Raw genomic sequence first — 26,496 nt, 5'->3', positions numbered from 1 at the left:
CGTATATGATATAATGGTAAGGCGCAGTCGGCGCGGCCGGCTGTGCCTTACCTATTATTATTGCAGGAGGTCTTATCATGGCGCGAGAAACGCTCAAGAGCCGCTTTGGTTTTATTCTTATCAGCGCCGGCTGTGCTATCGGCATCGGCAATGTCTGGAAGTTCCCCTATCTCGTTGGGGCGAATGGGGGCGGTGCATTTGTACTGCTCTATCTCTTTTTTCTCATCGTACTTGGCATCCCCGTCATGACGATGGAATTTTCTCTCGGGCGCGCGGCGCGCCGCAGTCCGGTGCGCATGTACCAGAGGCTTACGCCGGAGAAGTGGGGATGGCACTGGCATGGTTATGCCTGTTGGCTCGGCTGTGTTTTGCTCATGATGTTCTATACGACAGTTGCGGGCTGGATGCTTCTTTACTTCTACCAAACGGCGCGCGGCGCTTTCACAGGGCTTGAGCCAAAGGCCATTGCAGGTGCCTTCGGCGCGATGCTCGCGGATCCTGTTTTGCAGGTCGTACCCATGGCCATTGTTGTCATCAGCGGCATCCTCATCTGCTCTCATGGACTGCAGTCAGGGTTGGAGCGTGTCACGAAAGTCATGATGGTGATGCTGCTCATCATCATGGTTGTGCTCGCTGCCAACAGCGTATTTCTTGACGGCGCGAGAGAAGGGGTTGTTTTTTATCTCCAGCCCGATCTCGCCAAGATGGAGGAAATCGGTTTTACGAATGTCATCGTTGCAGCAATGAATCAGGCGTTCTTTACGCTGAGTCTCGGTATCGGCGCCATGGCGATCTTCGGCAGCTATATCCCGAAAAACAATGCGCTTCTGGGCGAGTCCGTCAATGTTGCGCTTCTTGACACTTTCGTGGCAATCACATCGGGACTTATCATCATTCCTGCCTGCTTCGCTTATGGCGTGGAGCCGGGAAGCGGGCCGGGTCTTATCTTCATCACGCTGCCGAATATTTTTAACCACATGTCCGGCGGCGTGATCTGGGGCAGCCTTTTCTTCATCTTCATGTCGTTTGCGGCCTTTTCGACAGTGTTGGCCGTTTTTGAAAACATCATGGCCTGCACGATGGATCTCACGGGTTGGAGCCGCAAAAAGGCAGGTTTTGTGAACGGCGTGCTCCTTTTGCTTTTGTCGCTCCCGTGTGCCCTTGGCTTCAATCTTCTCGCAGGTGTGCATCCTATGGGCGGAGAGAGCAGCTTCCTCGATCTGGAGGATTTTATCGTGAGCAACATTTTGCTTCCGGGCGGCGCACTCGTATTCGTGCTGTACTCTATGCACAGCTTTGGCTGGGGTTGGAAAAATTTCTATGCGGAAGCCAATATGGGCAAGGGATTGAAGATTCCCAACTGGGCACGCGGCTACTTTGCCTATGTTCTGCCGCTCGTTGTCGGCGCGATTCTCGTGATGGGGCTCATGTAGCCGCCGCATTCGCAGTTGTTTGTTCGTGAGCTGCAGGCTTAAAAAAGCATATTCAGCTGCTCCGGATTTCTTCTGTGCAGATTCTTTCTCCGGTTTATAAAACGATATTGAGCCGTAAGAGGCCGCAAAAATCTTTTGCAGATTTCTTTGCGTATCTCTTACGGCTCAATATTTATGAACTCTTTGGAATGAACTCGCCCAGATGCGCGGCGATGGGGAGCGAACGTATCCGTGTTTCCTCAGCTTACAGGAACAATATCTTGCGGATTCCACCAAATAACAGCCGATCTGGAGGAGATCAAGCACATGCCGTCCTTGGCTTTGGCAAGGACTTCCTGCCGGATTTTTTCTTCTGCCTCTGCAGTCATGTCCTGCTCATACTGTTCGTATATGATTTTTCTGCACTGTATTTCATCTTCCACCGTGCGTTCGCACTGATAGTTGATGATGCTTACATTGGGGAAGCGCCCTTGGGAAATAAGCATGTTGCAGAGGATTTGGAACTCATCCACATCCGCTTTGTTCGCTGTTTTTGGATTCCTGCGGTCCGGTATGCCGGCAACGATGGCGCAGTGTCCTTTGGCATAACTCTCCATCTGTACGATGCGCGGCCATACATCTTGGAACATCCACAAGACGAGCGAAATTGCTACGAGATCAAATTGGAAGGCAGGAGAATTCCCGGACGGGAGATCCTGCAGCAGTTCCTCGATGATGGTGAAATTATGCACGCCTGCTTCTTGAGCATTTTCTTTCAAGACCGAAACCATTCCTTTAGATGGCTCGACGGCTGTTGCAAATTTGATTTTTTGTGCAAAGGGGATGGTAAAAGTTCCGGGGCCTGCGCCGATGTCCAGCATCGTTGCATCCGGGCTTAGAATATGATGCAGGGAGGCATAGACTTTTCTGCCGAAATCATAATCGTTGCTCTTACGCATCAAGGAAAAATCCCGCGCACGCTTGTCCCAATAATCCAACTGCGGGTTTGCGCGTATGCGCTGTTCTCGTTCGACATAGTTTTGTTTCCATCGAGCATTCCAAAATGCAAAATTTGTTTCTTGATGTCCATCCATCGTGAAAACCCTTTCTTTAGTTCAAGTGCATGAACCATATGCCGCCGTAAGAGAACGGCAGGAATTTTTCGTAGAATTCCTTGAGTGTTCCTTCCGGGTCGACATCCTTAAATTCCTCGGGGTAATACGTCTTTGCGAGATACTCGAACACGGCGCAGTCATAGACCTCGCGGGCCAAGCCGTGATGCACCGAATAGACCTGGTGGTTCTTGACGGCTTTCAGATTACTCCAGCCCTCGCGCTGCGTGAACGCTTTCAAGAGCTGCTGGGAATGCGCTTCATCCGTCTCAAAGCCGAGGCGCATGGAGGTCGGTTTCTTAGGCCAATAGGAGCCCATGATCATAATGATCTCGGGATCCTTTTCCAAGACAAATTCAGGATTGACCGGTCCTGCAGTGGCGATTACATCTTTGGTGATGATGTCGCCGCCGCATAACGTCGCCATGGCGCCCCAGGAATAATTGCTGTTATAGGCGTAGCCAAAGGCTTCCGGACCTTCCATGCCTGTTTCTATATACACGGTCGGCTTGGGTTTGCTGAGTTTTTGAACACGGTTGATGACATTGGTCAGATGCTCCGTGTAAAATTGTTTGATTTCTTCTGCGCGCTCCTCTTTTCCCAGCGCTTTGCCGATGGCTTCAATGGAACGCTGGTGGCTTTCAAGTTTTTCCGCATGGTAGTCAATATAAATGGTCGGAATCCCGGCTGCATCGATTTTGGGCTTCACATCTGCGTCGTACTGCGCTTTCATATCCATAGGAATGAAGATGACATCCGGGTTCAAGGAGAGAACTTTTTCCGTATCGAAAGATTTTTCGCTCACGGAACCGATGGTAGGAATTTTTTCCAATTCAGGAAGATCCTTTTTGAATTGGTTCCACATGTCGGCACGATATTCTTTCAGTGAAGGGTCAATGCCGACGATGAGATTGGTAATGTCTTTCCCTGCTAGTGCCGCCATCGTGATAAACGCGCCGCCTGAGCCGCTCCACTGCACTACTACTCGCTTCGCAGGTTTTTTCAAGGTGATCGTCTGTCCGGAGACATCCGTGATTTCAATCGGTTTTGTGTTCGCACTGTTTTCTTCGGCCTCTTTTTGCGCTCCGCCGCAGGCTGTGAAAATCATGCTGGTCAGCAACAAAAAGATGATCGCGAGTGCATACTTTTTTGTTTGAAACATAAATGGCACCTCATTTGCTGATACAAATCATGGAATACATCAATAAAATAAACGGGAAAATTCGCTTACGGCAATCAAGCCATAAAAAACCTCCTTTCCGCATGGAACGGAAAGGAGGCTTTGCTTTTGCAGCATTTGGCCGGGAAACTACACGCACCCATACCCACTTCATGGGCATTGTGCACCGTCCTTACACCCCCGCCAATCGGTCAAGCCCAAGGGACACAGACCGACTGGCGGGGGGTGTAAGGATCTGCATCCGAGATGTTCGGACATAGCATCTGCCTATGCTTTTTGCAAAATCCCCGTCCCCGTCGCTCGCAGGTCAAGCGGTGATTGTCGATTAGGCAGTTCTCCTGGCTCCAGTTCATAGCTCCTCTGCGCCTTCCCGGGGGATTTTCCCAGTGACTGAAGATCTTTCGTATCTTCCTGCAGATTTGCTCCCTGTTACAGTGGCGTGACCGCTTTGGCATATACCAAATTCCCTATTAAGCCATGGCATCGTCGATAAATTTCGTGCTTGCTGCAGCAGGCTTCTTCCGCTTTGTGCAGCTCGTTTCTTTGCTGAAAGAAAAACGCTGCAGCAGAGGGCGTTGTTTTATCTGTGATGTTCCATGACACCTAATCCAACTATATAATTCTTTTTTATGGTAGCATAAAGGCAGTTAACTGTCAATGAGTATCGCAGGCGAGGATTATAGATGTTTTGCTGGACTTGGATGCTGCAATACATAATCCGCTGTGAGCTTCAAAAAATCCATTTCTGCAGAAAATAAAACAGCATGAGCGGCGTTCGTTTGGTATGCTTTTAAGCACCAACTAAAAACATCCGGTGGGATCGTGCCGTGAGCATGAAGCACAAACAGGCTTGTTCTATGGCATCGCGGCTTATGGCATCGCGGCTTATGGCATCGCGGTTGAGCGGAGGAAGGATGAATACCATGGCGATTTTGCATGCGAAGGAATCTGCCTTTGCGGAAACGAAGCAGAGGAATTTTTTTACAGAGGTCATTTCCTGCCCGCATCCTTTTTGCGGCGCAGGGCGTAGATGAGGCGGAAGGAAAGCGAGAGAACGACGGCGATGATGGTCGCGAGCGACATGCCCTTGAGCGTCACTGTGCCGATGGACAGGCTTGCGGTTGATACGCCGATGCCCATGACGATGGAGGTCAAGAGGAGGTTCGCCGGCTTGCTGTAATCCACTTTGGATTCGACGAGGATGCGTATGCCTGAGGCGGCGATGACGCCGAAAAGCAGCATGGAAACGCCGCCCATGACGGGCGTGGGGATACTCTGGATGAGTGCGGCCAGCTTGCCTAGGCAGGAGAGCGCGACGGCGAAAACGGCGGCACCGCCGATGACCCAGGTCGAGTAGACTTTCGTGATGGCCAGGACGCCGATGTTTTCCCCGTAGGTTGTGTTCGGCGTCGAACCGAAGAAACCGGAGAAGATCGTTGATATGCCGTTGCCGAGGAGGGAGCGGTCGAGCCCCGGATCCTTTGTGAGATTGCGCCCGACAATGTTGTTTGTCACGATGAGATGGCCGATGTGTTCCACGATGACGACGATAGAGGCGGGAAGGATGATGAGGATGGCGCCGAGTTCGAATTTTGGCGTGTAGATGGTCGGAATGGCGAACCAAGGGGCGCTTTCCACGGAGGAGAGATCGACGAGGCCTGCGGCAAAGGCGATGGCGTAGCCGGAAACGACGCCGATGAGGATGGGGATGATGGCGAGGAAGCCGCGGAACGCTATGGAAGCAAAGATGGTTACGGCAAGAGTCGCTGCGGAAACGAAAATCACGGTCGAATCGGTATCGCCATCGGTCAGCCCCGCCATTTTTGCCGCTGTCGGCATCAGCTCAAGCCCGATGACCGCGACGATCGCGCCCATTGAAGCAGGGGGGAAGATCACATCGATCCAGCTCGTGCCGATGGCATGAATGATGAAACTGACCAGGCAAAAGACGATGCCGACGATGATGAAGCCGCCGAGCGCCGCTTCGTAACTGTAGCTTGTGAGCACGAGGAATACAGGGGAGAGGAAGGCGAAGCTCGATCCGAGGTAAGCGGGGATTTTGCCCTTGCAGAGGATCAGATAAAAGAGCGTGCCGATGCCGTTGAAGAGAAGCACCGTCGCAGGATTGATCTGAAAGAGGATCGGCACGAGCACCGTGGAGCCAAACATGGCGAAAAGATGCTGCAGGGACAAGGGAATGGTTTGGAGGAGCGGCAGACGCTCCGTCGTGTCAATGGTTCTTTGTGCCATAGCAATACTCCTTTGAAAAAACAGTGATATCTAAGGAACCGTTGATAAATTCAGCCGCTCGTCTCCACGCATCTGCGCTGCCTCTTTTCGTCATCAAATCTTCGACGCAGCACCGCTGCGCCTGCGGTTCATCTCTCGGACAGAACCGGTGCATCTGTGCAAATCCGGGCGGCTTCGTTTTATCCGTGCTTTCCTAAGAGAGAATTTAACACAGAATAGGTGCATTGTCTAATAAATCTTGCAGGCGGCTTATCGAAAAAAACCATGCAGGAAGAGCAGACGTGGAAGGATTTTTCGGTAGAATTCGTCTGGACGTTCTATCTTGTCAAAGTAATGAATATCCTTTATAATAAGGCAGAGCTAGCAAAAATGAAATTACGGCAGGTGGCGCAGCGACAGCTCGTTATCTGCCTTTTCTTGTCAGCAAAGGGAAGGATGGGTCGTTCGGGTTGGAAGGAAAGCTGAAATTATACGGGTTCAATAACCTGACGAAGTCGTTGAGCTTCAATATCTACGATATTTGCTACGCGAAAACGCAGCGTGAGCAGCAGGATTATATTAAATATATTGACTCGCAGTACAATTCCGAGCGGCTGACGAAGATTCTTATGCGCGTGACGGAAATGATCGGTGCGCATGTGCTGAGCATATCGAAGCAGGATTATGACCCGCAGGGTGCAAGCGTGACGTTTTTGATTTCGGAGGAGGACACGGCGGGGCATAAGAAACCGCTGATGAACGATGAGATTGTCGCGCATCTCGACAAGAGCCATGTGACCGTTCATACATACCCGGAATTTCATCCCGAAACGAGTATTGCGACGTTCCGCGTTGATATCGACGTGGCGACCTGCGGCGAGATCACGCCGCTGAAAACCCTCGATTACCTCATCGGCAAGTTTGATTCGGATATCATTACGATGGACTACCGCGTGCGCGGTTTTACGCGCGACGTGACCGGAAGGAAGCTCTTTATGGACGATAAGATGTCGTCGATTCAGGAGTACATCAAGTCGGAGACCTTGGCGACATACGATGCCATGGATATCAATGTCTACCAGGCGAATATCTTTCATACGCGCATGCTCATCAAGGAAATCGAGCTGCAGAACTATCTCTTCAATACGGATATTTACGAGATTCCGCCGAAAACGCGCCTTTCCATCAGCAACAGCTTGAGGCGCGAGATGATTGAAATCTACAGCGGCAGCAACGTCTTTTGACTGCTGCGGAACAGGGGGAAGAAGAGGGATTGGAAGCATTCGATTATCATACGCAGGACAGGGCGCCTGTTCTTGAGGCTCTGGAACGCTTCAAGAGCAGGCGCATTGTGCCGTTTGACGTGCCCGGGCACAAGCGCGGGCGCGGCAATGGGGAATTGGTGGACTTCCTCGGCGAAAAGTGCCTTTCGGTCGATGTGAATTCGATGAAAATGCTCGACAATCTCTGCCATCCCGTGTCGGTCATCCGTGAGGCGGAGGAGCTTGCAGCGAAAGCCTTTAGTGCGGCGCATGCCTTCTTCATGGTCGGAGGAACGACGTCTTCTGTCCAGACGATGGTGCTGACGGCGGCAAAGCGAGGCGAGAAGATCATCCTGCCGCGCAATGTGCATCGGAGCGTCATCAATGCGATGATCCTCTCGGGCGCCGTGCCTGTCTATGTAAATCCGCAGTTGGACAGGCGGCTCGGCATTTCGCTCGGCATGAGGCTCGCCGATGTGGAGCGTGCGATCAAGGAGCATCCCGATGCGAAGGCAGTCTTCGTCAACAATCCGACATACTATGGAATTTGCTCGAACATTCGTGCCATCGCTGATCTTGCCCATGCGCATGGGATGCTTCTTCTGGCGGACGAGGCGCACGGCACGCATTTCTACTTTCACGATGCATTGCCGGTTTCAGCCATGGCGGCGGGGGCGGATATGGCTTCTGCCAGTATGCACAAATCGGGCGGCTCCCTGACGCAGAGCTCGCTCCTGCTCATCGGCGAGCGTGTGCACGAGGGCTATGTGCATCAAATCATCAATCTCACCCAGACGACAAGCGCGTCATATCTCTTACTGGTAAGCCTTGACATATCAAGGCGCAACCTCGCGATCCGCGGGAGGGAAACCATCGACAAGGTCATTCGGCATGTGGAGTACGCGCGTGCTGAGATCAACGCAATCGGCGACTATTATGCCTATGCACGTGAACTTGTCGACGGCGACGCTGTTTTTGATTTCGATATCACGAAGCTTTCCATTTTTACGCGCTCTTTGGGTCTTGCAGGCATTGAGGTTTATGACCTGCTGCGCGATGAGTACGATATCCAGACGGAGTTCGGCGATATGGCGAACCTTCTTGCCTACATCTCGATCGGCGACAGGCCGAAGGATATCGAACGGCTTGTATCGGCGCTTGCAGAGATTCGGCGCAACTACAAGAAGCCGCCCAAGAACATGCTCGAAGGCGAGTACATCAGCCCCAAGGTCATCTGCGGCCCGCAGGAAGCCTTTTATGGTGAGAAGGAATCGCTGCCCGTGGCGGATACGGCGGGGCGCGTCGCGGGCGAGTTCGTCATGTGCTATCCGCCGGGCATCCCGATCCTTGCGCCGGGCGAGCTTGTGACGGACGACATCCTCACCTATATCCGCTACGCGAAGAAGAAGGGCTGTTCGCTCACGGGACCGGAGGACATGGCGCTTCGGCGGCTGAATGTGATGAAGGAGGCATGAGGCATGGAGCTTTGGTTTACGGAGAAGCACACGAAGAATGCTGGTTTTTCCATCAAGGTCGACAAGCAGATTTATTCGGGCAAAAGCGAGTTTCAACGCATTGATATATTTGAGTCACCGGAGTTTGGGCGCTTTTTGACGATTGACGGCTACATGATGCTGACGGAAAAGGATGAGTTCATCTACCATGAGATGATGGTTCATGTGCCGATGTGCGTCAATCCGGAGGCGAAGCGCATCCTCGTCATCGGAGGCGGCGACGGCGGCACGGTGCGCGAGCTGCTGCGTTATCCCGATGTGGAGCGCATCGATCTCGTGGAGATTGACGAGCTTGTCGTCGAGGCTTGCCGCGAGCATCTGCCGCAGACGGCGGCTTGTCTCTCTGACCCGCGCGTGCATTTCTTCTTTGAGGACGGCCTGCGCTTCATTCGTCATCCGGAAGATGCGTACGATTTGATCCTCGTGGATTCGACCGATCCGTTCGGCCCCGGAGAGGGGCTTTTTACGAAGGAGTTTTACGGCAACTGCTTCAAGGCGCTGAAGGAGGACGGCATCATGGTGAACCAGCATGAGAGTCCGTTCTACAAGGAAGACGCCTATGCGATGCAGCGCGCGCACAAGCGCATCGTCGAATCTTTCCCCATCAGCCGCGTCTATCAGGCGCATATCCCGACGTATCCGTCCGGGCATTGGCTCTTCGGTTTCGCCTCGAAGAAGCGCGCGCCGATCGAGGGCGTGGATTGGAAGCGCTGGAAAAAGCTCGGCATAGCGACGCGCTATTACAATACAAAACTGCATGTCGGCTCTTTTGCACTGCCGACGTATGTGGAGGAGATGCTGCGCGATGTTGAAGGATAATGTGGAAACGTTTCTGGGCTGCAGTGCCCCGTATGGGGAAGCGCGCGTCGTCATTTTCGGTGCGCCGTTTGATTCGACGACCTCGTTTCGTCCCGGTACGCGCTTTGCGAGCCGCACGATGCGAGCCGAATCGTATGGGCTGGAGACGTACAGCCCGTATCTCGATCTCGATCTGGAGGAGGCGCGTGTCTTTGACGGCGGCGATCTCGAGCTTTGCTTCGGCGATACGACTCTTGCCCTGGGACAGATCGAGAGCTTTGCGAGGACGCTTCTGGCTGACGGCAAGAAGCCTTTTATGATCGGCGGGGAGCATCTTGTGACGCTGCCCGTTGTTCGCGCTCTTGCCGAGAAGTATCCGGATCTCCATATCGTGCATTTCGATGCACATACAGATCTGCGTGAGGAATATCTTGGCGCACGGCTGTCGCATGCGACGGTCATGCGCCGCGTCTGGGATATCTTGGGCGACGGACGCATTTATCAGTTTGGCATTCGCAGCGGCGAGCGTGAGGAATTTTATTGGGCGAGAGAGCATACGCATTTGCAGCGGTTTGACTTCACGGGGCTGGAATGGAATCTGGCGGAGCTTATGGGAAAGCCCGTCTACATCACGCTTGACCTCGATATCCTAGATCCGAGCGTCTTGCCGGGAACGGGAACGCCGGAGCCGGGCGGTGTGGGATTCGTGGAGCTTCTGGGCGCGCTTCGGAAGACGCTGCGCCTTGACCGCGTTGTCGGCTGCGATATGGTGGAGCTTTCGCCGCATTATGATGCAAGCGGCGCTTCTACCGCTGCGGCATTGAAGCTGCTCCGGGAAATGCTTCTCGCATGGGAGGAGCCGTTTATTCGGGGGCCGGAGCTTGTATAGGGCAAAGGGAAGAACAGGAGGAAGAGAACCATGGGAAAGGCTTTGATCATCGGCGCGGGCGGCGTCGCGAGCGTCGCTGTGCACAAATGCTGCCAGAACAGCGAAGTTTTTGAGGAAATCTGCATCGCGAGCCGCACGAAGTCGAAGTGCGACGCGCTGAAGGAAAAGCTCGCGGGAGGCAAGACGAAGATCGTGACGGCGCAGGTCGATGCAGACCGGGTGGATGAGCTTGTGACGCTTATCGAACGCGAGAAGCCGGACGTCGTCCTGAACCTTGCATTGCCGTATCAGGATCTGACCATTATGGATGCTTGTCTTGCCACGAAAACGGACTATGTCGATACGGCGAATTATGAGCCGGAGGATACGGCAAAGTTTGAGTACAAGTGGCAGTGGGCGTATCGTGATCGCTTCAGGGAAGCGGGCATCACAGCGCTTCTTGGCTCGGGCTTCGATCCCGGCGTCACGGGCGTTTTTTCCGCCTATGCCTTGAAGCATCACTTTGACGAAATCAACTACATAGATATTCTCGACTGCAACGCGGGCGATCATGGCTATCCGTTTGCGACGAACTTCAATCCCGAGATCAATATCCGTGAGGTTTCGGCGAAGGGAAGTTATTGGGAGGATGGCCGTTGGGTTGAGACAGAGCCGATGGAAATCAAGCGCGTCTACAACTTCCCGGAAATCGGCGAGAAGGATATGTACTTGCTGCACCATGAGGAGCTTGAATCGCTGGCGCTCAACATTCCCGGCATTCGCCGCATTCGCTTCTTCATGACGTTTGGGCAGAGCTATCTGACGCATCTCAAGTGCCTCGAAAATGTCGGCATGACTTCGATCGAACCGATTGAGTTCGAGGGAAAGAAAATCATCCCGCTGCAGTTCCTCAAGGCGGTGCTGCCGGATCCTGCAAGCCTTGGCCCGAGGACGAAGGGCAAGACGAACATCGGCTGCATCTTCTGCGGCAAGAAGGATGGTAAGGACAAAACGTACTATCTCTACAATGTCTGCGATCATGAAGCATGCTATAAGGAAGTCGGCTCGCAGGCCATCTCCTATACGACGGGCGTTCCGGCGATGATCGGCGCAATGCTCGTGATGAACGGCGTATGGAAAAAGCCGGGCGTCTTCAATATCGAAGAGTTCGATCCCGATCCGTTCATGGAAGCGCTGAATCGCTGGGGTCTGCCGTGGCAGGAGAGCTTTGCGCCGGAGCTTGTCGATTGATGGGCGAAGGGACTTTCGGGAAGTACGAGAGATACGCGGAAATCTTTGCCGCCGTTCCGACGCCTTCCTACGTCGTCGTGGAAGAGCTTCTGCGGAAAAATCTCGCCGTCCTGCGTGATTTGCAGCAGGAGACGGGCGCACATGTGCTGTTGGCGCAGAAGGCGTTCTCCATGTTCCGCTTCTATCCGCTTGCCGCCGAATACCTCGCGGGTGCGGCGGCGAGCGGGCTCTATGAGGCGCGTCTCGCATACGAGGAGATGCCGGGCAAGGAGAATCACGTTTTTTCACCGGCGTTCAAGCCGGACGACATGGAAGAGATCGTCAAGATCGCCGACCATATCGTATTCAACTCCTTCGCGCAGTGGGAGAAGTACGGTGCGCTTGCCCTGGCGCATGGCTGCGCCTGCGGCCTTCGCATCAATCCCGAGCATTCGACGCAGGAACATGCGATTTACGACCCTTGCGCAGCCGGCTCGCGCCTCGGCGTCAAGTGCGGCGATTTTCGCGCGGACAAGCTCGAAGGTTTGACGGGACTGCACTTCCACACGCTTTGCGAGCAGGGGGCGGAGCCGCTGGCGGAAACGCTCGAAGCCGTCGAGAAGAAGTTCGGTGCATGGCTGCCCCGGCTGGAGTGGATCAACTTCGGCGGCGGGCACCATATCACACGCGAGGGTTACGACATCGAGCTCTTGAAGCGGTGCATTGAGAAGATGCAGAAGAAGTACGAGCTCAAGGTCTATATCGAGCCGGGCGAGGCGATCGCACTCGACGCGGGCTTCCTCGCTGCTGAAGTGCTCGAAATCGTCGAAAATGATACGCCTGTTGCCATACTCGACACGTCGGCGGCATGTCACATGCCCGATGTCATCGAGATGCCGTACCGCCCGCCCGTCCTGGGGGCAGGTGAGGCGGGGGAGAAGCCCTTCACCTACACCTTCGCGGGACCGACGTGCCTCGCAGGCGACACGATCGGCGCGTATTCCTTTGATGCGCCGCTTGCCGTCGGCAGCCGCGTCGTCTTCGGCGACATGGCGATCTATACGATGGTGAAGAACAACACCTTCAACGGTATGCCGCTCCCTGCCATCGTCGCCGTCGATGAGGCGGGCGCATGGCAGGTCGTGCGGCGCTTTGGCTACGAGGACTTCAAGATGCGCCTGTCCTAGGAAGAAGCGCTATCGTTCGCGATGGCGCTTCTTTGCGTCCTGCATGGAATACTTGACCTGCGGCGCATAGGTGGTACAATAAAGGGCGACGTCCTTTGTCCGGGGCGGAGAAGATATGAGTTTGTTTTCAAAGGAAGTGGATATTTATGCTGCGTCGTTTGGAAGAATTGCCCGTTGGCTCTTTTCACTACAAGATGCTCCTCGTCACGGGCCTGGGATGGCTCTTTGATGCGATGGATACAGGCCTGATCGCCTTCGTCCTGCCGCTCTTGGTCAAGGATTGGGGGCTGAGCCCTGCGCAGGCGGGTTGGATCGGCTCTGTGGGACTTATCGGCATGGCGCTCGGGGCGGTCGTTGCAGGTTCTCTTGCTGACCGCTGGGGGCGCAAGAAGGTTTTCACCGCGACGGTTCTGCTCTACAGTGTATCGACGGGGCTTTGCGCTCTGGCTTGGAGCTATGAATCGCTGCTCGTCTTCCGTTTCCTCGTCGGCTTTGGCCTCGGCGGCGAACTGCCCGTTGCCGTCACGCTCATGACAGAGTATGCGCCGACGCGGCTGCGCGGACGCTTCATCGTCCTTCTTGAGAGTTTCTGGGGCGTCGGTTGGCTCGTCGCCGCCTGCATCTCGTATCTCTTCATTCCGACGTTCGGCTGGAAGCTCGCGTTCCTGCTCGGCGCTCTGCCCGCGCTCTATGTGTTCCTCATCCGCCTGCACCTGCCAGAATCCGTTCGCTATCTACTCGCGAAGGGACGCGTCGAGGAAGCGAAGGAGATCGTCTGCCATCTGGAGGAAAAGCTCGGTCTTGCGAACCGTCCGTTTACGGCAGATGAACTATTGCCGCGGGAGAGCGGCAGAGAGACGGGATTTGCCGCGCTGTGGCAAAAGGGCTTCCGTTTGCGCACGACGATGCTTTGGCTGACGTGGTTCGGCATCGTCTTCAGCTACTACGGCATCTTCATGTGGCTGCCGTCGCTCGTCTACGCGCAGGGCTTCGCCGTCGTCAAGACCTTCGAGTATGTGCTGATGATGACGCTCGCGCAGCTTCCCGGCTATCTTGCTGCCGCGTGGCTCGTCGAGGTCATCGGACGCAAGTATACGTTGTCCGCCTTCCTGCTTTTGTCGGGCGTTTGCAGCTACTTCTTTGGCGCTGCCGAATCGTCGTCGGCGCTTCTCGCCTGGGGCGCGGGCATGAGCTTCTTCAATCTCGGCGCATGGGGCGTCATCTACACCTATACGCCCGAGCAGTACCCGACGGCGATGCGTGCGCTCGGCAGCGGTTGGGCGGCGGGATTTGGACGCATCGGCGGCATGATTGCGCCGATGCTCGTCGGCGTGCTGCTCGCCGGCTCCGTTGGCATTGAGATGATCTTCGGACTGTTCGCGTCCGTCTTCGTGCTGATCTCGATCGTCGTCATCACCTGCGGCAAGGAAAGCAAGCAGAAGACGCTCGAAGATCTCGCCGATGTTCGCGAGGCGCACGGAGCGTAAACGATGGGGGCGCAGTATATCTTTGTCTTTCTGGGCGGCGGCTTTGGCGCTGTGTGCCGCTATCTGGCGACCGCGTTCTTTGCCGCACGCTTCGGCGCCGCGTTTCCCTGCGGCACCCTCTTCGTCAACGTGTCGGGCAGCTTTCTTATGGGACTCATCATGGGGCTCCTGCCGCTTTTGCCGCGCGGCGTCTTTCTGCCAGAGAACCTGCGCCTTTTGCTTGCCGTCGGCTTTCTCGGCGGCTTCACGACGTTTTCCTCTTTCAGCATGGAGACGCTGGCCTTGCTGCAGGGCGCGAACGCTCCTTATGCCCTGCTGAATATAGTTGCGAACGTTTTTCTGGGACTTCTCGCGGCCTGGGCAGGGCTTCTTCTGATTCGCGCCTTAGCCTAGGGATGCCTTGTCAGGCGAGGTTTTGTATAGTATAGTTGATGATATGGAGATTGGCTGCTGCATTGTGGAAAGCGGGGGCATGGGTATGGAAAAGAGAGAGGACCGCTGGTTCAGCGAGAGGCTGCAAAAGGAAATGACGGTCAGGACGTATGGAGCGGGCGGTATTCCTGTGCTGGCCTTTCCGCCGCAGAGAGGGCTTTCGGACGCATACGAGGGAGCCGGCGTGGTGGACGCGCTCGCTCCTTGGATTGACGGGCAGCTGATTCGCCTCGTGACGGTTGATACCGTTGACGGTGAGAGCTGGTTCAGCCGCGATGACCGAGAGTGGCGTGCAAACCGACAGGAAGCTTATTACGAGTATATCGTTGAGGAAGTCTTGCCGTATATCCGCTCCCAGGGAGGCGTGCAGCGCCTGCCTCTAGCGGTTGGCTGCGGTTTCGGTGCGACACATGCAACGATTGTCTTTTTGCGGCGGCCTGAATACTTTTCCGGACTTGTTGCGCTTGCCGGCTCGTATGATGCGAAGAAATTCTTCGGCGGCTGGCTCAATGGGCAACTCTACGACAATTCGCCGTTGGACTTCCTGCCGAACATGGCAAATGAACATCCCTATATCGCGCTTTACAATGAGAAGAACATTGTCTTCTGTACGGGGCAAGGGCACGGCTTGGATGAGCCGCGGCGTTCGCTTGCACGTCTTTGCAGGGTGCTTGAGGCGCGCGGCATCGATGCCTGGGTTGATTTCTGGGGCGAGGATGTCGATTATGGCTGGGACTGGTGGACGAAGCAGCTCGTGTATTTTTTGCCCCATGTGCTTGGCTCATGAACGGTGACTGAAAGTGCAGTGCGGCATTGAAAGCAGGTCATGCCGTTTCGCGTAGCGGCTGAACATTACTAGGAAAGAGAAGTGGAAGAATGGCGGACATCATAGCGGAGAACCTGCATGGCATCATCAACGACATCCTGGAGGATTACAGACAGGAGCGTATTATTGACAAGATGGATGTCTTTTGCCGCCCGGACAAGAAGACGGTCATCGATATTCTCGACAAACTCGTGCGCATTGTTTTTCCGGGCTATTTCAAGGATGAGCACTACCGCGTCTACAGCGTTGAGAACAATATGACGATGGTTATAGAGGATGTGGCGTACCTGCTGAACAAACAGATCGCCATCGCTCTGCCGTGCAAATGCTCGAACGTGCAAACGGAAGGCGATATTGCTGACCGAGCCCAGGAGATCACACTTGCCTTTTTCCGCGCCATACCGAAGATCCGCTCCTACATCGAATTGGATGTTCATGCGACATTCGAGGGAGATCCTGCGGCGTCGAGCGAGGCGGAGATCATTTACTCCTATCCAGGACTGTACGCGATCACCGTGCACCGTCTCGCGCATGAGCTTCATGTGCTCGACGTTCCCGTGATTCCGCGCATCATGTCCGAGTATGCGCACAGCTGTACGGGTGTGGATATCCACCCGGGCGCGACGATTGGCAGGAGCTTTTTCATCGACCATGCTACGGGCATTGTCATCGGTGAGACGACGGAAATCGGCGAGCATGTGAAAATCTATCAGGGGGTAACTTTGGGGGCGCTCTCGACGAAGGGCGGCCGTATGCTGAAGGATAAGAAGCGCCATCCGACCATCGAGGATTATGTGACCATCTACTCCGGCGCCTCGATCCTCGGCGGCAATACGGTCATAGGCAAGGGCGCCGTCATCGGCGGCAATGCGTTTATCACGAAGTCGGTCGCGCCGGGCACGCAGGTCAGCGTGAAAAATCAGGAGCTGCGCTGTGACAAGTCACGCGAGGAGATGGAGCAGGTTGACTTCTAGAAGGAAGTTTCCTGGTTTTATACCATCGAAAGGTCTGTCGATGTTCTCTTGACCTAATTTGGGAAATTCCTAAAATATCCTGAAAAGGGTGTTGACAAACATAGGAATGAGTGCTACCATAATACATGAGGTTCATAGAACCATAAAAACTCCATATCGATTGGGTTAGGTGTCGCAAGACTTAATAGGGAATCCGGTAAATGCCGGAGCGGTCCCGCCACTGTAACAGCGAGTGAATCTGCATGATGTCACTGGGGAATGTCCCTGGGAAGGCGCAGAGGAGCGATGACCTGGAGCCAGGAGAACTGCCTAGCTGACAATCACCGTTTGACCTGCGAGTGATGGGGAAGGGGATTATTGCGCAACGCAATGAATCCCGGCTGAGGCCGGGTTTTCTTTTGTAGTGCCTCCCCTCCGAAAACCCCCTTCCCCACGCGGGCAAAGGGGCTTATTTTCGGCGGAGAGTTTTCCCTGCGGCTTGGCTACAGGGGAAAGCATTGCTCATATATTATTTCCGATCCAGTTCTCTTTTGCTGCTCTGCAGCAGCTCCGGGGGTGGAGACCCGGAGCTTTCTTTTTTCAAGCCCGCCTTGGCTGATGCTGCATTTAGGCCAGGGCTTGCTATATTTCCTTACGTAATCATTTTAAAGGAGAGATGCTTTCATGAAGAAGAATTTCAAAAGGATGCTGGCCATGTCCCTTGCCTGCAGCGCAATTTTTGCTATCGGTGCGCCTGCGGCTCATGCCGGCTACATGCTGAACCCTGAGGTAAAGAATCCGACACCGGCGCTCCTTGAGGCTTCTCAGATCGGCCTTTTGAAGAATGAGAACCCCAAGCTCCAGAAGCTTCCGAACAAGGATGCCATTCTTGTCATGAGCTTCGGCACAACGTACAAAGATTCGCGTGCGAAGACGATTGAGGCGACGGTCAAGGCCATTCAGGCGGCTCATCCCGGCGTAAAGGTCGAGCTGGCGTTTACGTCGCATATCATCGTTGACCGCATCAAGGAGAAGGAAGGCATTGACATTCCCACGCCTGAAGCGGCTTTGAAGCAGTTGAAGAAGGACGGCTATACGCGTGTGGCGCTCTGTTCCCTCGATGTCATTCCCGGTATGGAGTACGCTTATGACAAGGCTATCTTCAACGAGTATAAGAACGATTTCAAGAAGATGACGCTCGGCACGACGCTCATGTACTGGCAGGGTCAGGAAGAGCAGCGCGACGATGTTGCGGAGACTCTGAAGGCGCTTTCGACGCAGTTCCCCAAGGTAGCGGACAACGAGGCAATCCTCGTCATGGCGCACGGCACGCCGCATCCGGCCAATGCCTACTACGCTGTCATCCAGGACGGCATCGACAAGATGAATCTCAAGAATACGTTCATCTACACCGTCGAGGGCTGGCCGAGCCTTGAGGACATCATTCCGCAGCTCAAAGCAAAGGGTATTGACACGGTTACGCTCATGCCGATGATGATGGTCGCCGGCGACCATGCAAACAACGACATGGCAGGCGCTGAGCCGGATTCCCATAAGTCCGTGCTCGAGAGCGAAGGCTTCAAGGTCAAGACCTACATCCATGGTCTCGGCGAGAACAAGGCCATTCGCGACCTCTTCGTAGATCGTGCGAACGAGGCATGGGACGCTCTGAAGAGCAAATAAAAGAAAATGATGTTTCTCCCCCTTGAGCTTTCAGGGGGGAGATTTTTCTAGGTGGATTTGTTGAAGAATTGTTTAGGAGGCGACAGGATGGATCTCACGATGTATCGCAGGACAAAGCTTTGGGTTTGTGCGTTTGCACTGCTCACATGCTTTTTCTTCGCTGCGGGCTGCGGCGGTACGAGCCAAGAGGGAGAGAAGACTTCAGAGACGAAGATGGTGACGGATCTTACCGGCGCGGAAGTCAAGATCAAGAAGGATCCGCAGAGAATGGTCGTGGTTCCCGTGCCGTGGGCTTCCATCGTCTATGCCGTGGACGGCAGTTCGGAGAAGCTTGTCGGTATGCACCCGTCTGCTATGGCCGCTTACAAAAAGAGCATGCTGCGCAAGATGGCGCCGAAGATGGCGGAGGTCAACGATACGTTCGTCGACCGCAATTTCAATGTGAATTACGAAGAGATTGCCAAGCTGCGCCCTGACTTGGCAGTTATTTGGGATTATCAGCCGGAGGTCGGCGAGAAACTTGCGAGCATGGGCATCCCCGCTGTCAAGATCCGCTATGGCACGTTGGAAGACGTGCAGAAGGGCATCGCGCTCCTCGGCGATATATTGAACAAGCAGGAAGAGGCAAACGCCCTGATCGCTTACCACAAGGAAAGCGAAGCTTATTTTAAGGAAAAGGCGAAGGAGCTGGAGGGAAAGCCGCGCCCGAAAGTACTCTATTTGCAGAATGAGCAGCTGACGGCAGCCGGCACGCGCTCCGTCAACAAGATTATGATCGAAGCTGCCGGCGGTGAAAATGTTGTAGATGTCGAGGATCAATGGCCGAAAATCACGATGGAACAGGTGATGTCGTGGAATCCCGATGTCATCATCCTGAGCAATTTTTCGGATTTTACGCCGGAGGATATTTACCGCAACGCTTATGACGGACAGGACTGGAGCAATTTGGACGCCGTAAAGAACCGGCGTGTCTATAAGGCGCCTTTAGGCATCTATCGTTGGGACGCGCCTTGCGTCGAGACGCCGCTCATGATGCGCTGGCTGGGCAAGGTCCTGCATCCGGAGGTGTTCGGAGACTATGAGATGCGTCCGCTCCTTACGGATTTCTATCGGAAATATTTCCACTATGAGCTGCAGCAGGAAGATCTGGATGAAATACTCCAAACGAAATGGAACGCAGCATTGGCGCTTTAAGTGAAGGAGAAGCACAGGCTTTGCGAACGGTTATTTGCTGAAGAGGTGATATGTTGAAAAACACAAGGGGACGACTGGCCTTGATTTGGCTTTGCACGCTGCTTCTTCTTGCAGGCAGTGCCGCGCTTTCGCTTTTGGGTGGGCGATACGGCATGGATCTTTCGGAAATTGCCGGCGTTCTCACGGGCGGGCTTTTCGGAGAGGGGACGGATACGATGGGATATGCGGTTCTATGGAAGCTGCGTATGCCCCGTATCCTGCTCGATGCCTTGGTTGGTGCGGGGCTTGCGCTTGCGGGTGCGGCCTTTCAGGGGATATTCCGCAACCCGCTCGTCAGTCCCGGCGTGCTTGGCGTGAGCTCAGGAGCGGCCTTTGGAGCCGCTCTCGGCATCCTCCTTTCCGGCGTTAACGGCTTTTCCATGGCTTTGGCGATGCTTTTCGGTCTGGTCAGCGTCGCGTTTACCTATTCGCTGGCCCGTGTGCGCGGACAGGTTTCTTCCCTGTCGCTCGTGTTGTCGGGTATGATTGTTTCGGCTGTGTTCAGCGCTTTGATCTCGATCATCAAGTATGTTGCAGATCCCTACGATAAGCTGCCTGCCATTACGTATTGGCTCATGGGGAGCTTTGCCAATGCGTCCTATGAAAACGTGCAGTATGCCGGCATCCCCATTTTGCTGTCCGGCGCACTGCTTCTGGCTTTGCGTTGGCGCATCAACGTCCTGTCTCTGGGCGACGAAGAGGCAAAATCCATCGGGGTGCAGCCCGCGCGAATACGGCGCAGCGTTATTCTGCTCGCGACGATCATGACAGCTTCGGGCGTTATGGTAAGCGGTACCATTGGCTGGGTGGGGCTGGTCATCCCGCATATATGCCGCATGATCATCGGTGTGGATCATGGAAAGCTGCTTCCTCTGTCCGCCGCTGTCGGAGCGATTTTCCTGATTCTTGTTGACTTTACAGCGCGCACAGCGACGGCCGGGGAGATTCCGATCGGCATCCTCACTGCGATTATCGGTGCGCCGTTTTTTGCCGTTCTCTTCAAACGTACAAAGGGGGCGTGGCAATGATTCTGGAAGTGGAAGACGCAGGCTTTTTCTATACGGCGGGAACACCGATTTTTTCCCATATCTCCTTTTCCGTTCCGGAGAAAAGCATCGTCACCGTCCTTGGGCAAAACGGGCGCGGCAAGACGACGCTTCTTAAATGCATCGCAGGCCTGCGTACCTTTACGAGCGGCCGCCTGCTGCTTGACGGGAAGGAGGCGAGCACGAACGCTGTTTTTTCGGAGGAGCGGCCCATTGTCTATGTGCCGCAAATGCATTCCATGGCGTTTCCCTATACGGCGGAAGAAGTCGTGCTCATGGGGCGCGCCCGTTTCATTGGCGCTTTTTCATCTCCGTCCAAGCAGGATCGAAAGGTGGCCGAACGAATCATGGAGCGAGTAGGCGTCCTGCAATTTCGCGACATGCCATGCACCAATCTTTCCGGCGGACAGCTCCAGCTCGTCTGCATCGCGCGGGCTTTGGCGGCCGAGCCGCAGATTTTGCTTTTGGATGAACCGGAATCTCATCTGGATTTCAAGAACCAGTTCCGCATCCTGCGCCTGATCAAGTCGCTGGTAACGGAACGGGGAATTTCCTGCCTCATGAACACCCATTTTCCGGATTATGCCCTGCGTCTTTCTGACAGCAGCTTGCTGATGGGCAAGGGAAAATCCGTCTTCGGTCCGACGCGGGACTTGATCAATGCTGAAAATATCCGCGACTATTTCGGCGTCGAGACGGAAGTGATCCGCGTACCGGACAGGGATATGGAAACGCTTGTTATTCTTGAAAAATTGGAAGAACAGACCGGGTAAGAAAAGGCGATGGGTTTGGAAATGATTTTCGAATAAGGTTTATGGATATGAAGCGGGGAATATAGGAAGCGCGGCGCATAATCTCCGCAAAGCGACGCTTGGCGTGCAGTTTATCCGTGTTTCCTATATCCCGGAACTGGGAGGAGCAATCGACTATGGAAAATTTTTTGAAGCTTTTCAACAGCGGCGGCCTCGTCATGTATCCGCTGCTTGTCCTTTCCTTCATCACGCTGACGATTGCGGTGGAGAGGTTTTTCTATTACCGCGGCAACCAGAGCGGCGCCAAGGCTTTTTTCCGCGGGGTTGATGATGCTGTGCGGCAGAAGGACTGGGAGGGCGTACAGCAGCTTTGCGAGAAATTTCCTTCCGCGTTGAGCCGCATTATTGCGAACGGCTTGGAGTACAGCGGTTCCGAGAGCGCGATGAAAAGCGCTTTTGAGGATCGCATGTCTATGGAATCCATCAGCTTCAACCGTTATCTCGATTACTTGAGCGCCATCGTGACGATTTCGCCGTTGTTGGGGCTTCTCGGGACGGTCACGGGCATGATCCAGACCTTCAGCGTGCTCGACAGCGGCGGCGGAGCGGGCGCCATCACCGGCGGCGTCGGCGAAGCTCTCGTCGCGACAGCGGCCGGTCTTTGCGTGGCCATCATCGCTTTTTGCTTTTATACATACTTCAGCCATCAGCTTGACTCTATGGTAACGGATGCCGAGAGGCTCTGCTCGATGGTGCTTGGCGCGAAAAAAGAAAGTTGGGATGAGGCATGAACTTCAGCAAGCATCGCATGAGGAAAAAGCCTGTCTTTATGATCATCCCGATGATTGACATCATCTTTTTCCTTCTTGTATTCTTCATGATGAACAGCCTGCAGACCGTCGCACAGAAAGCTCTTGCCGTGCAGCTGCCGCAGGCGCAGAGCGCATCTGCCCCCGTGCAGATGCCCATTATCATGACGTTGGATGAGAAGGGTCATATCACGGTCGACAACAAGCCTGTGAGCCTCCAGGATGCGTCTGTCATCATGAAGCGGCACATGCAGGAAAATGCAAATGCCGCTGTCGTCTTGCAGGCGGACAGGAAGACAGCGCATGGACAGGTTGTCGCCGTTATGGATATGCTCAAGGGCGCGGGTGTGAAGCGGCTGTCTATAGCTGCGGAACAGAAGAAATAGAAGGTACAGCATATGGAGCAGAATCATTCATGGCTCAAGGCTTCGCTCATCGCCTTCCTGCTTCACCTTGTCGCAGCAGCCCTGCTCGTTCTGTGGCTGGCGCAAGTCGCTGAAGAAAAGGAACAGCAGACGTACATCATCGATCTTGCGGAGTCCAATTTCAGCCAAGGAAGCGGCCACGAAGGCGGCGGTGGCGGCGGCGGATCTGCAGCGACAGCAGATTTTCCAGCACCGCTGCAGGAAGCGGAAATGGAAAAACGTGTGGAAACGGTACAGCAGGCGCAGACTGCTGCGTCCAAGGCGGCTGAGGCAACAACGAAGGAACCGGTCCGATTGCCTCCTCCGGCCAAGAGCGAGGAGCAGAGCAGACCGAGTGACACCACCTCCGGCCAAGGCACGGATGCAGGCAGCAATACGGGAGGCAGCACGGGCGGAGAACAAGGCAGCGGCGGCGGAAGCGGTACAGGTACGGGATCTGGTTCCGGCAGCGGCATAGGCCCGGGCGAAGGCTCCGGTACAGGCGGCGGTTCCGGCTCCGGCAGCGGCTCCGGCACGGGCGACGGCCAGGGCACGGGCGATGGGTCGGGCGATGGCCAAGGATCCGGCGACGGCAATACACCGGGTACGGGCAGCGGTCCCTTCGATACTGAGGGCTTCCGGGCAGCGATCATTGCGAACAAGGAGTATCCGACGATGGCAATCAAGCGGGAGATGCAGGGATCGTCTACCATTCATTGCGTGCTGGATGCCGGCGGCAATATTGTCAGCGTCTCGCTGCTGGGCTCATCGGGGCATGGCATTCTCGATGACGCGGCTCTTTCAGCCGCGAGGGCCGTCGGCAGTTACCCGAATCCTACCGGGGGAGAAGTCCGGGTCAATGTCACAGTAGATTTTTATATACGCTGAGGAATAGAGGAGACAGGATGGGCCGGATTATAAAGTTATAATTTTTTCAGGAACCCATCCTGCCCTTATAGCGGATTGACAAATAGTTATTGCTGCGTTAGAATGTGACTAATGGTATCATAAAAAATAAATATATCAAGGAACAGGTGTCGCAAGACTTAATAGGGAATCCGGTACAAGCCGGAGCGGTCCCGCCACTGTAAGAGGAGCCCACCAGGATTTGCCACTGGAGCATACGCTCTGGGAAGGTTTGGTGCGGCGATGAATCTGAGCCAGGAGAACTGCCTGCTTCAACATCACCGTCGGTTTTGAGGAAACTCAAAAGCCGGTACCTGCGAGCGATGGGTAGGGGATTTCGTCTATGAGTTTCGGGATAGAGTTGTCTCCGGTGCGTTTTGCACCGGTTTTTCTTTTTCCGCAGCTTTGCGGCCGCCTCAGCCAATGCGTTGGCTTGCAGGCGGCTTTTCTTTTTGGAAGCCGGGGTGGTCAGAGGGATGCCATATGATTATAGGATTTATTATCTATTTATTCTGAATCATGCCTATATGTCCTACAATGGAGAAATAAGAGGTGTCCATTTTATGGCGAAAAGAAAGGAACAGCGTTTGGTGGCAGGGGTTTTTTGGATGCTTGCGGCAGGTGTCCTCGGCTCCCCGCTGACGGCAAGTGCAGCGGAGGAAGCGCAGACATCGAAGACGGAACCCTTGTGGCAGGAGTCGATGGGGTCGGGGGCGCAGGAAGAGCCTGCACAGACGCCGCCCACTCCGGCGCAGGGAGTCAATGCGGGCACGGCACAGACAGCGCAGACACCGGCACAGGGCGGCAATGCGAGTGCCAATACAACGGCGGATTACACGCTGGAGAACATCACCGTGGAGGCGAGGAGGCCGAAATGGGAAGAGACGCTTTCTCCGGGTACTGTGACCGTCATTCGTCCGGAGGAATTCAAGGGCGAGCAGAAGACGCTGCCGGACTTTTTGAAGATGGTGCCGGGTGTCCATGTGCGTGAGGTTCAGGGCAAGGGGCAGTATACAACGGTGACGGTGCGCGGCTCGACGGCGGCGCAGGTCGGCGTCTTCGTCGACGGCGTGCTGACGAACCTCGGCGGCGACGCGGCAGTCGATATCTCGACGATTCCCGTCAGCAACGTCGAGCGCATCGAGGTCTACCGCGGCTACATCCCCGCGCGCTTTGCGGGCACCTTTATCGGCGGCGTCATCAACGTCGTGACGAAGAAGCCGAAGCAGGCGCATGGCTCGGCGGAGGTTGGCCCTGCTTCGTTCGGCGGGAAGAAGGCGTCAGTCGAAATCACCGCACCGCTTGGCCCCGGCAGCCTTCTCTTCGGACTGAACCATGAATCGCGGGAAGGTGACTTCCCCTATCGCAGCTATGCGGCGGAGCAGTTCTATACGAATACCGGAGATGGACGGCTGATTATGGAGACACGGGCAGAGCTGCAAGGCTACCTCGCTATGACGCCGGCAGAAAGAGCGGCGTATGATGCTGCGAATGGAGCTGGGGCATGGCAGGCTAATGTAGATGGCTGTATCCAGTGGCTCGAGGACAATGGGGGGCGTTTGGTACTTGCTGCGGATGATCCGCGCCGCCGGCGGCAATACAACGACTACAGCAATTCGGATCTTCTCGTCAAATGGCAGAACGATGACTGGATGATCAAGGGAACGTACAAATTTGTCAATCGCCATCTGCCCGACAGCCTTTGGGTCGATTACCGAAGCTATTTCGATATGATTCAACCGGGGCTTCTCGTTGATAAATACGATCTCTATAAATACGATAAGCGTCATCAGACGCTCAGTGCGGCGGAGCTTCTCGTGCAGCGGCGCTATATAGGGAAGAATTACGAATGGGGCTGGATGGTCGACTATATGAAACAGAACAAGCGCTACCGTGCCGAAAATATTCACGATGGTCTGCGCTTTATGATCAAGATACCGATGCGTGAATGGAGCGAATACAGTTCCCAAAAGTACAACATACAGGTGGACGGCACATACGAGCTCAGCAAGAACAATATGCTCGACTTCCAGATGAACTATTCACATGAACGCATGAAAATCCGGGGCGATGGTCTCGATGAGGTCATCGACGACGTGCAGGCGGGCATCGGCAATCTCTGGGCGCAGATGCGCAACCAGTTCGATCAGAATATCTTCAATGTACAGCTGCAGGATACCATCACGCTCGACAAGAAGAGGACATGGCAGCTGACGCCGGCTATCCGCTACAATCGCTCGGAAATCGTGGGCTACAGTCAGTTCGGACGTTTCAATCCCCTCAAAACGTATCGTTGGGTTCATCCGAAGGACAATCAGGTGGATTCCAAGGTGACCTGGCAGGTCGCGCTCAAAAAGGAATTCAATGAGAACTTTTCCCTGCGCATGACGGGCGGCACTTACTTCCGCCTGCTCAACATGTACGAGATCGCGGGCGACGGCGCGGGCATCATGCCGGCTCCAATGGACTACAAGGGAAGCGGCGCGAAATTCCCGCAGCCAGAGTACGGCACGCAGTTTGACTGCAGTGCGATTTGGGACGGTAAGTTCCTCGGCGCGGACAATCGGACGACGCTCACCTATTTTTGGCGCGATACGCAACGCATGCTCTACCTCTATCGTGCCGGCCTCAACTACAGCTCGTACTTCAACGATATGCGCGGTAAGGCGCACGGCTTTGAATTGCAGACAAATTTCCATTGGAAGAAATTCGATCTCGATATCGAAGGAACGCATCTCAATATAGAGGCGCAGCGCAGGGATTCTTCCCCGGGCGTCCATTACGATTGGTTTGAGGTGCGTCCGACGTATCAGCCGGAGTGGGAAGGCAATATCCGCCTGACCTACCGCCCGACGGAGAAATGGCTCTTCTTCGGCGAAGCGCATTATGTTTCACAATACTATACGCACTATGCCATTCCGCAGACCAGGGATCCCGTGGAAAAAGAACTTGCCGGCAGACCGAGAGCGGCGCTGAAGACGATCAACGTGGGGCTCAAGTGGTCGCCGCGCAAGGATATGACGCTGTCGATCGGATGCAACGACGTGCTTGATGAGGCGTCGAAGCTGAAAGTGCACAGCGTACAGCGCTACTTGAGCGAACCGAGCTGGGTAAACATCGAGTACCCGCTGCAGGGACGCAGTTACTATATGAGCTTCCGCTATGAATTCTAA

General features: G+C 54.8%; 22 protein-coding genes and 3 riboswitches. Of the genes, 19 read left to right on the top strand and 3 right to left on the bottom strand.

Annotated features, from left to right (window positions below):
• Positions 1 to 77 precede the first annotated feature (77 nt).
• The gene (locus tag ACRTGH_RS12100) at positions 78 to 1,433 is read left to right on the top strand and encodes a sodium-dependent transporter (protein WP_368845796.1); all 1,356 of its coding nucleotides are present in this window, start codon (positions 78 to 80) and stop codon (positions 1,431 to 1,433) included.
• Positions 1,434 to 1,672: 239 nt separating this feature from the next.
• Here the strand turns inward: ACRTGH_RS12100 and ACRTGH_RS12095 are convergent, their stop codons facing one another.
• The 3 genes from ACRTGH_RS12095 to uraA form a co-directional block, all read right to left on the bottom strand.
• A complete protein-coding gene (locus ACRTGH_RS12095) occupies positions 1,673 to 2,506 on the bottom strand; it encodes a class I SAM-dependent methyltransferase (protein WP_438474424.1) in 834 nt (277 codons plus the stop codon).
• 16 nt (positions 2,507 to 2,522) lie between these two features.
• On the bottom strand, positions 2,523 to 3,686 hold the full coding sequence (locus ACRTGH_RS12090) for an ABC transporter substrate-binding protein (protein ID WP_368845798.1): 1,164 nt from the start codon (positions 3,684 to 3,686) through the stop codon (positions 2,523 to 2,525).
• A gap of 332 nt (positions 3,687 to 4,018) precedes the next feature.
• A riboswitch (cobalamin riboswitch) is annotated at positions 4,019 to 4,202 on the bottom strand.
• Between the two features lie 492 nt (positions 4,203 to 4,694).
• Positions 4,695 to 5,954 carry a uracil permease gene (gene uraA, locus ACRTGH_RS12085; protein ID WP_368845799.1) on the bottom strand — a complete coding sequence of 420 codons (1,260 nt, stop codon included), beginning with the start codon at positions 5,952 to 5,954 and terminating at the stop codon, positions 4,695 to 4,697.
• A gap of 449 nt (positions 5,955 to 6,403) precedes the next feature.
• On the opposite strand from uraA, the gene speD reads away from it, so the two are divergent.
• The 18 genes from speD (at position 6,404) to ACRTGH_RS11995 (ending at position 26,496) form a co-directional block, all read left to right on the top strand.
• On the top strand, positions 6,404 to 7,177 hold the full coding sequence (speD, locus tag ACRTGH_RS12080) for an adenosylmethionine decarboxylase (protein WP_368845800.1): 774 nt from the start codon (positions 6,404 to 6,406) through the stop codon (positions 7,175 to 7,177).
• A gap of 29 nt (positions 7,178 to 7,206) precedes the next feature.
• On the top strand, positions 7,207 to 8,670 hold the full coding sequence (locus tag ACRTGH_RS12075) for an aminotransferase class I/II-fold pyridoxal phosphate-dependent enzyme (RefSeq protein ID WP_368845801.1): 1,464 nt from the start codon (positions 7,207 to 7,209) through the stop codon (positions 8,668 to 8,670).
• Positions 8,671 to 8,673: 3 nt separating this feature from the next.
• The gene (gene speE / locus ACRTGH_RS12070; RefSeq protein ID WP_368845802.1) at positions 8,674 to 9,528 is read left to right on the top strand and encodes a polyamine aminopropyltransferase; all 855 of its coding nucleotides are present in this window, start codon (positions 8,674 to 8,676) and stop codon (positions 9,526 to 9,528) included.
• Complete coding sequence (speB, locus tag ACRTGH_RS12065; RefSeq protein ID WP_368845803.1) at positions 9,515 to 10,396, top strand: agmatinase; 882 nt, start codon at positions 9,515 to 9,517, stop codon at positions 10,394 to 10,396. The genes speE and speB overlap by 14 nt, the downstream gene beginning before the upstream one ends.
• Positions 10,397 to 10,426: 30 nt before the next feature.
• Entirely contained in the window at positions 10,427 to 11,626 is a 1,200-nt protein-coding gene (locus tag ACRTGH_RS12060) for a saccharopine dehydrogenase family protein (protein ID WP_368845804.1), read from the top strand.
• The gene (nspC, locus tag ACRTGH_RS12055; protein ID WP_368845805.1) at positions 11,626 to 12,792 is read left to right on the top strand and encodes a carboxynorspermidine decarboxylase; all 1,167 of its coding nucleotides are present in this window, start codon (positions 11,626 to 11,628) and stop codon (positions 12,790 to 12,792) included. Before ACRTGH_RS12060 ends, nspC begins: the two co-directional genes overlap by 1 nt.
• Positions 12,793 to 12,938: 146 nt before the next feature.
• Positions 12,939 to 14,279: an MFS transporter gene (locus ACRTGH_RS12050; protein ID WP_368845806.1), complete on the top strand. Its 1,341-nt coding sequence runs from the start codon at positions 12,939 to 12,941 to the stop codon at positions 14,277 to 14,279.
• 3 nt (positions 14,280 to 14,282) lie between these two features.
• Entirely contained in the window at positions 14,283 to 14,672 is a 390-nt protein-coding gene (gene crcB, locus ACRTGH_RS12045; protein ID WP_368845807.1) for a fluoride efflux transporter CrcB, read from the top strand.
• 85 nt (positions 14,673 to 14,757) lie between these two features.
• On the top strand, positions 14,758 to 15,498 hold the full coding sequence (locus tag ACRTGH_RS12040) for an alpha/beta hydrolase-fold protein (RefSeq protein WP_368845808.1): 741 nt from the start codon (positions 14,758 to 14,760) through the stop codon (positions 15,496 to 15,498).
• Between the two features lie 89 nt (positions 15,499 to 15,587).
• The gene (locus tag ACRTGH_RS12035) at positions 15,588 to 16,511 is read left to right on the top strand and encodes a serine O-acetyltransferase (RefSeq protein ID WP_368845809.1); all 924 of its coding nucleotides are present in this window, start codon (positions 15,588 to 15,590) and stop codon (positions 16,509 to 16,511) included.
• Positions 16,512 to 16,661: 150 nt separating this feature from the next.
• Positions 16,662 to 16,838, top strand: a riboswitch (cobalamin riboswitch).
• A 336-nt stretch (positions 16,839 to 17,174) separates the two neighbouring features.
• Positions 17,175 to 18,173: a sirohydrochlorin cobaltochelatase gene (locus tag ACRTGH_RS12030; RefSeq protein WP_368845810.1), complete on the top strand. Its 999-nt coding sequence runs from the start codon at positions 17,175 to 17,177 to the stop codon at positions 18,171 to 18,173.
• Positions 18,174 to 18,260: 87 nt separating this feature from the next.
• A complete protein-coding gene (locus ACRTGH_RS12025; RefSeq protein ID WP_368845811.1) occupies positions 18,261 to 19,367 on the top strand; it encodes an ABC transporter substrate-binding protein in 1,107 nt (368 codons plus the stop codon).
• 50 nt (positions 19,368 to 19,417) lie between these two features.
• On the top strand, positions 19,418 to 20,434 hold the full coding sequence (locus ACRTGH_RS12020) for a FecCD family ABC transporter permease (protein ID WP_368845812.1): 1,017 nt from the start codon (positions 19,418 to 19,420) through the stop codon (positions 20,432 to 20,434).
• Positions 20,431 to 21,225: an ABC transporter ATP-binding protein gene (locus tag ACRTGH_RS12015; protein WP_368845813.1), complete on the top strand. Its 795-nt coding sequence runs from the start codon at positions 20,431 to 20,433 to the stop codon at positions 21,223 to 21,225. The genes ACRTGH_RS12020 and ACRTGH_RS12015 overlap by 4 nt, the downstream gene beginning before the upstream one ends.
• 155 nt (positions 21,226 to 21,380) lie before the next feature.
• The gene (locus ACRTGH_RS12010; protein ID WP_368845814.1) at positions 21,381 to 21,995 is read left to right on the top strand and encodes a MotA/TolQ/ExbB proton channel family protein; all 615 of its coding nucleotides are present in this window, start codon (positions 21,381 to 21,383) and stop codon (positions 21,993 to 21,995) included.
• On the top strand, positions 21,992 to 22,399 hold the full coding sequence (locus ACRTGH_RS12005) for an ExbD/TolR family protein (RefSeq protein WP_368845815.1): 408 nt from the start codon (positions 21,992 to 21,994) through the stop codon (positions 22,397 to 22,399). Before ACRTGH_RS12010 ends, ACRTGH_RS12005 begins: the two co-directional genes overlap by 4 nt.
• A gap of 12 nt (positions 22,400 to 22,411) precedes the next feature.
• Positions 22,412 to 23,305: an energy transducer TonB gene (locus ACRTGH_RS12000; protein ID WP_368845816.1), complete on the top strand. Its 894-nt coding sequence runs from the start codon at positions 22,412 to 22,414 to the stop codon at positions 23,303 to 23,305.
• A gap of 127 nt (positions 23,306 to 23,432) precedes the next feature.
• A riboswitch (cobalamin riboswitch) is annotated at positions 23,433 to 23,608 on the top strand.
• A 278-nt stretch (positions 23,609 to 23,886) separates the two neighbouring features.
• Positions 23,887 to 26,496, top strand: a complete 2,610-nt coding sequence (locus tag ACRTGH_RS11995; RefSeq protein WP_368845817.1) for a TonB-dependent receptor plug domain-containing protein — start codon at positions 23,887 to 23,889, stop codon at positions 26,494 to 26,496.

It is taken from the genome of Selenomonas oralis (assembly GCF_051603425.1).
Classification (GTDB): Bacteria; Bacillota; Negativicutes; order Selenomonadales; family Selenomonadaceae; genus Selenomonas; species Selenomonas sputigena_A.
Note: the sequence above shows the minus strand (reverse complement) of the source record. Positions and strands in the feature narration are given on the sequence as shown.

Bases quoted from the DNA above. Each gene is read 5' to 3' on its own strand.
- ACRTGH_RS12050 (WP_368845806.1), top strand. From the start codon at position 12,939: ATGCTGCGTCGTTTGGAAGAATTGCCCGTTGGCTCTTTTCACTACAAG.
- ACRTGH_RS12015 (WP_368845813.1), top strand. From the start codon at position 20,431: ATGATTCTGGAAGTGGAAGACGCAGGCTTTTTCTATACGGCGGGAACA.
- speB (WP_368845803.1), top strand. From the start codon at position 9,515: ATGTTGAAGGATAATGTGGAAACGTTTCTGGGCTGCAGTGCCCCGTAT.
- ACRTGH_RS12100 (WP_368845796.1), top strand. From the start codon at position 78: ATGGCGCGAGAAACGCTCAAGAGCCGCTTTGGTTTTATTCTTATCAGC.
- ACRTGH_RS12020 (WP_368845812.1), top strand. From the start codon at position 19,418: ATGTTGAAAAACACAAGGGGACGACTGGCCTTGATTTGGCTTTGCACG.
- ACRTGH_RS12090 (WP_368845798.1), bottom strand. From the start codon at position 3,686: ATGTTTCAAACAAAAAAGTATGCACTCGCGATCATCTTTTTGTTGCTG.
- ACRTGH_RS12010 (WP_368845814.1), top strand. From the start codon at position 21,381: ATGGAAAATTTTTTGAAGCTTTTCAACAGCGGCGGCCTCGTCATGTAT.
- ACRTGH_RS12000 (WP_368845816.1), top strand. From the start codon at position 22,412: ATGGAGCAGAATCATTCATGGCTCAAGGCTTCGCTCATCGCCTTCCTG.
- speE (WP_368845802.1), top strand. From the start codon at position 8,674: ATGGAGCTTTGGTTTACGGAGAAGCACACGAAGAATGCTGGTTTTTCC.
- ACRTGH_RS12060 (WP_368845804.1), top strand. From the start codon at position 10,427: ATGGGAAAGGCTTTGATCATCGGCGCGGGCGGCGTCGCGAGCGTCGCT.
- crcB (WP_368845807.1), top strand. From the start codon at position 14,283: ATGGGGGCGCAGTATATCTTTGTCTTTCTGGGCGGCGGCTTTGGCGCT.
- ACRTGH_RS12030 (WP_368845810.1), top strand. From the start codon at position 17,175: ATGAAGAAGAATTTCAAAAGGATGCTGGCCATGTCCCTTGCCTGCAGC.
- ACRTGH_RS12035 (WP_368845809.1), top strand. From the start codon at position 15,588: ATGGCGGACATCATAGCGGAGAACCTGCATGGCATCATCAACGACATC.
- ACRTGH_RS12040 (WP_368845808.1), top strand. From the start codon at position 14,758: ATGGAAAAGAGAGAGGACCGCTGGTTCAGCGAGAGGCTGCAAAAGGAA.
- ACRTGH_RS12005 (WP_368845815.1), top strand. From the start codon at position 21,992: ATGAACTTCAGCAAGCATCGCATGAGGAAAAAGCCTGTCTTTATGATC.
- uraA (WP_368845799.1), bottom strand. From the start codon at position 5,954: ATGGCACAAAGAACCATTGACACGACGGAGCGTCTGCCGCTCCTCCAA.
- ACRTGH_RS11995 (WP_368845817.1), top strand. From the start codon at position 23,887: ATGGCGAAAAGAAAGGAACAGCGTTTGGTGGCAGGGGTTTTTTGGATG.
- nspC (WP_368845805.1), top strand. From the start codon at position 11,626: ATGGGCGAAGGGACTTTCGGGAAGTACGAGAGATACGCGGAAATCTTT.
- ACRTGH_RS12025 (WP_368845811.1), top strand. From the start codon at position 18,261: ATGGATCTCACGATGTATCGCAGGACAAAGCTTTGGGTTTGTGCGTTT.
- ACRTGH_RS12095 (WP_438474424.1), bottom strand. From the start codon at position 2,506: ATGGATGGACATCAAGAAACAAATTTTGCATTTTGGAATGCTCGATGG.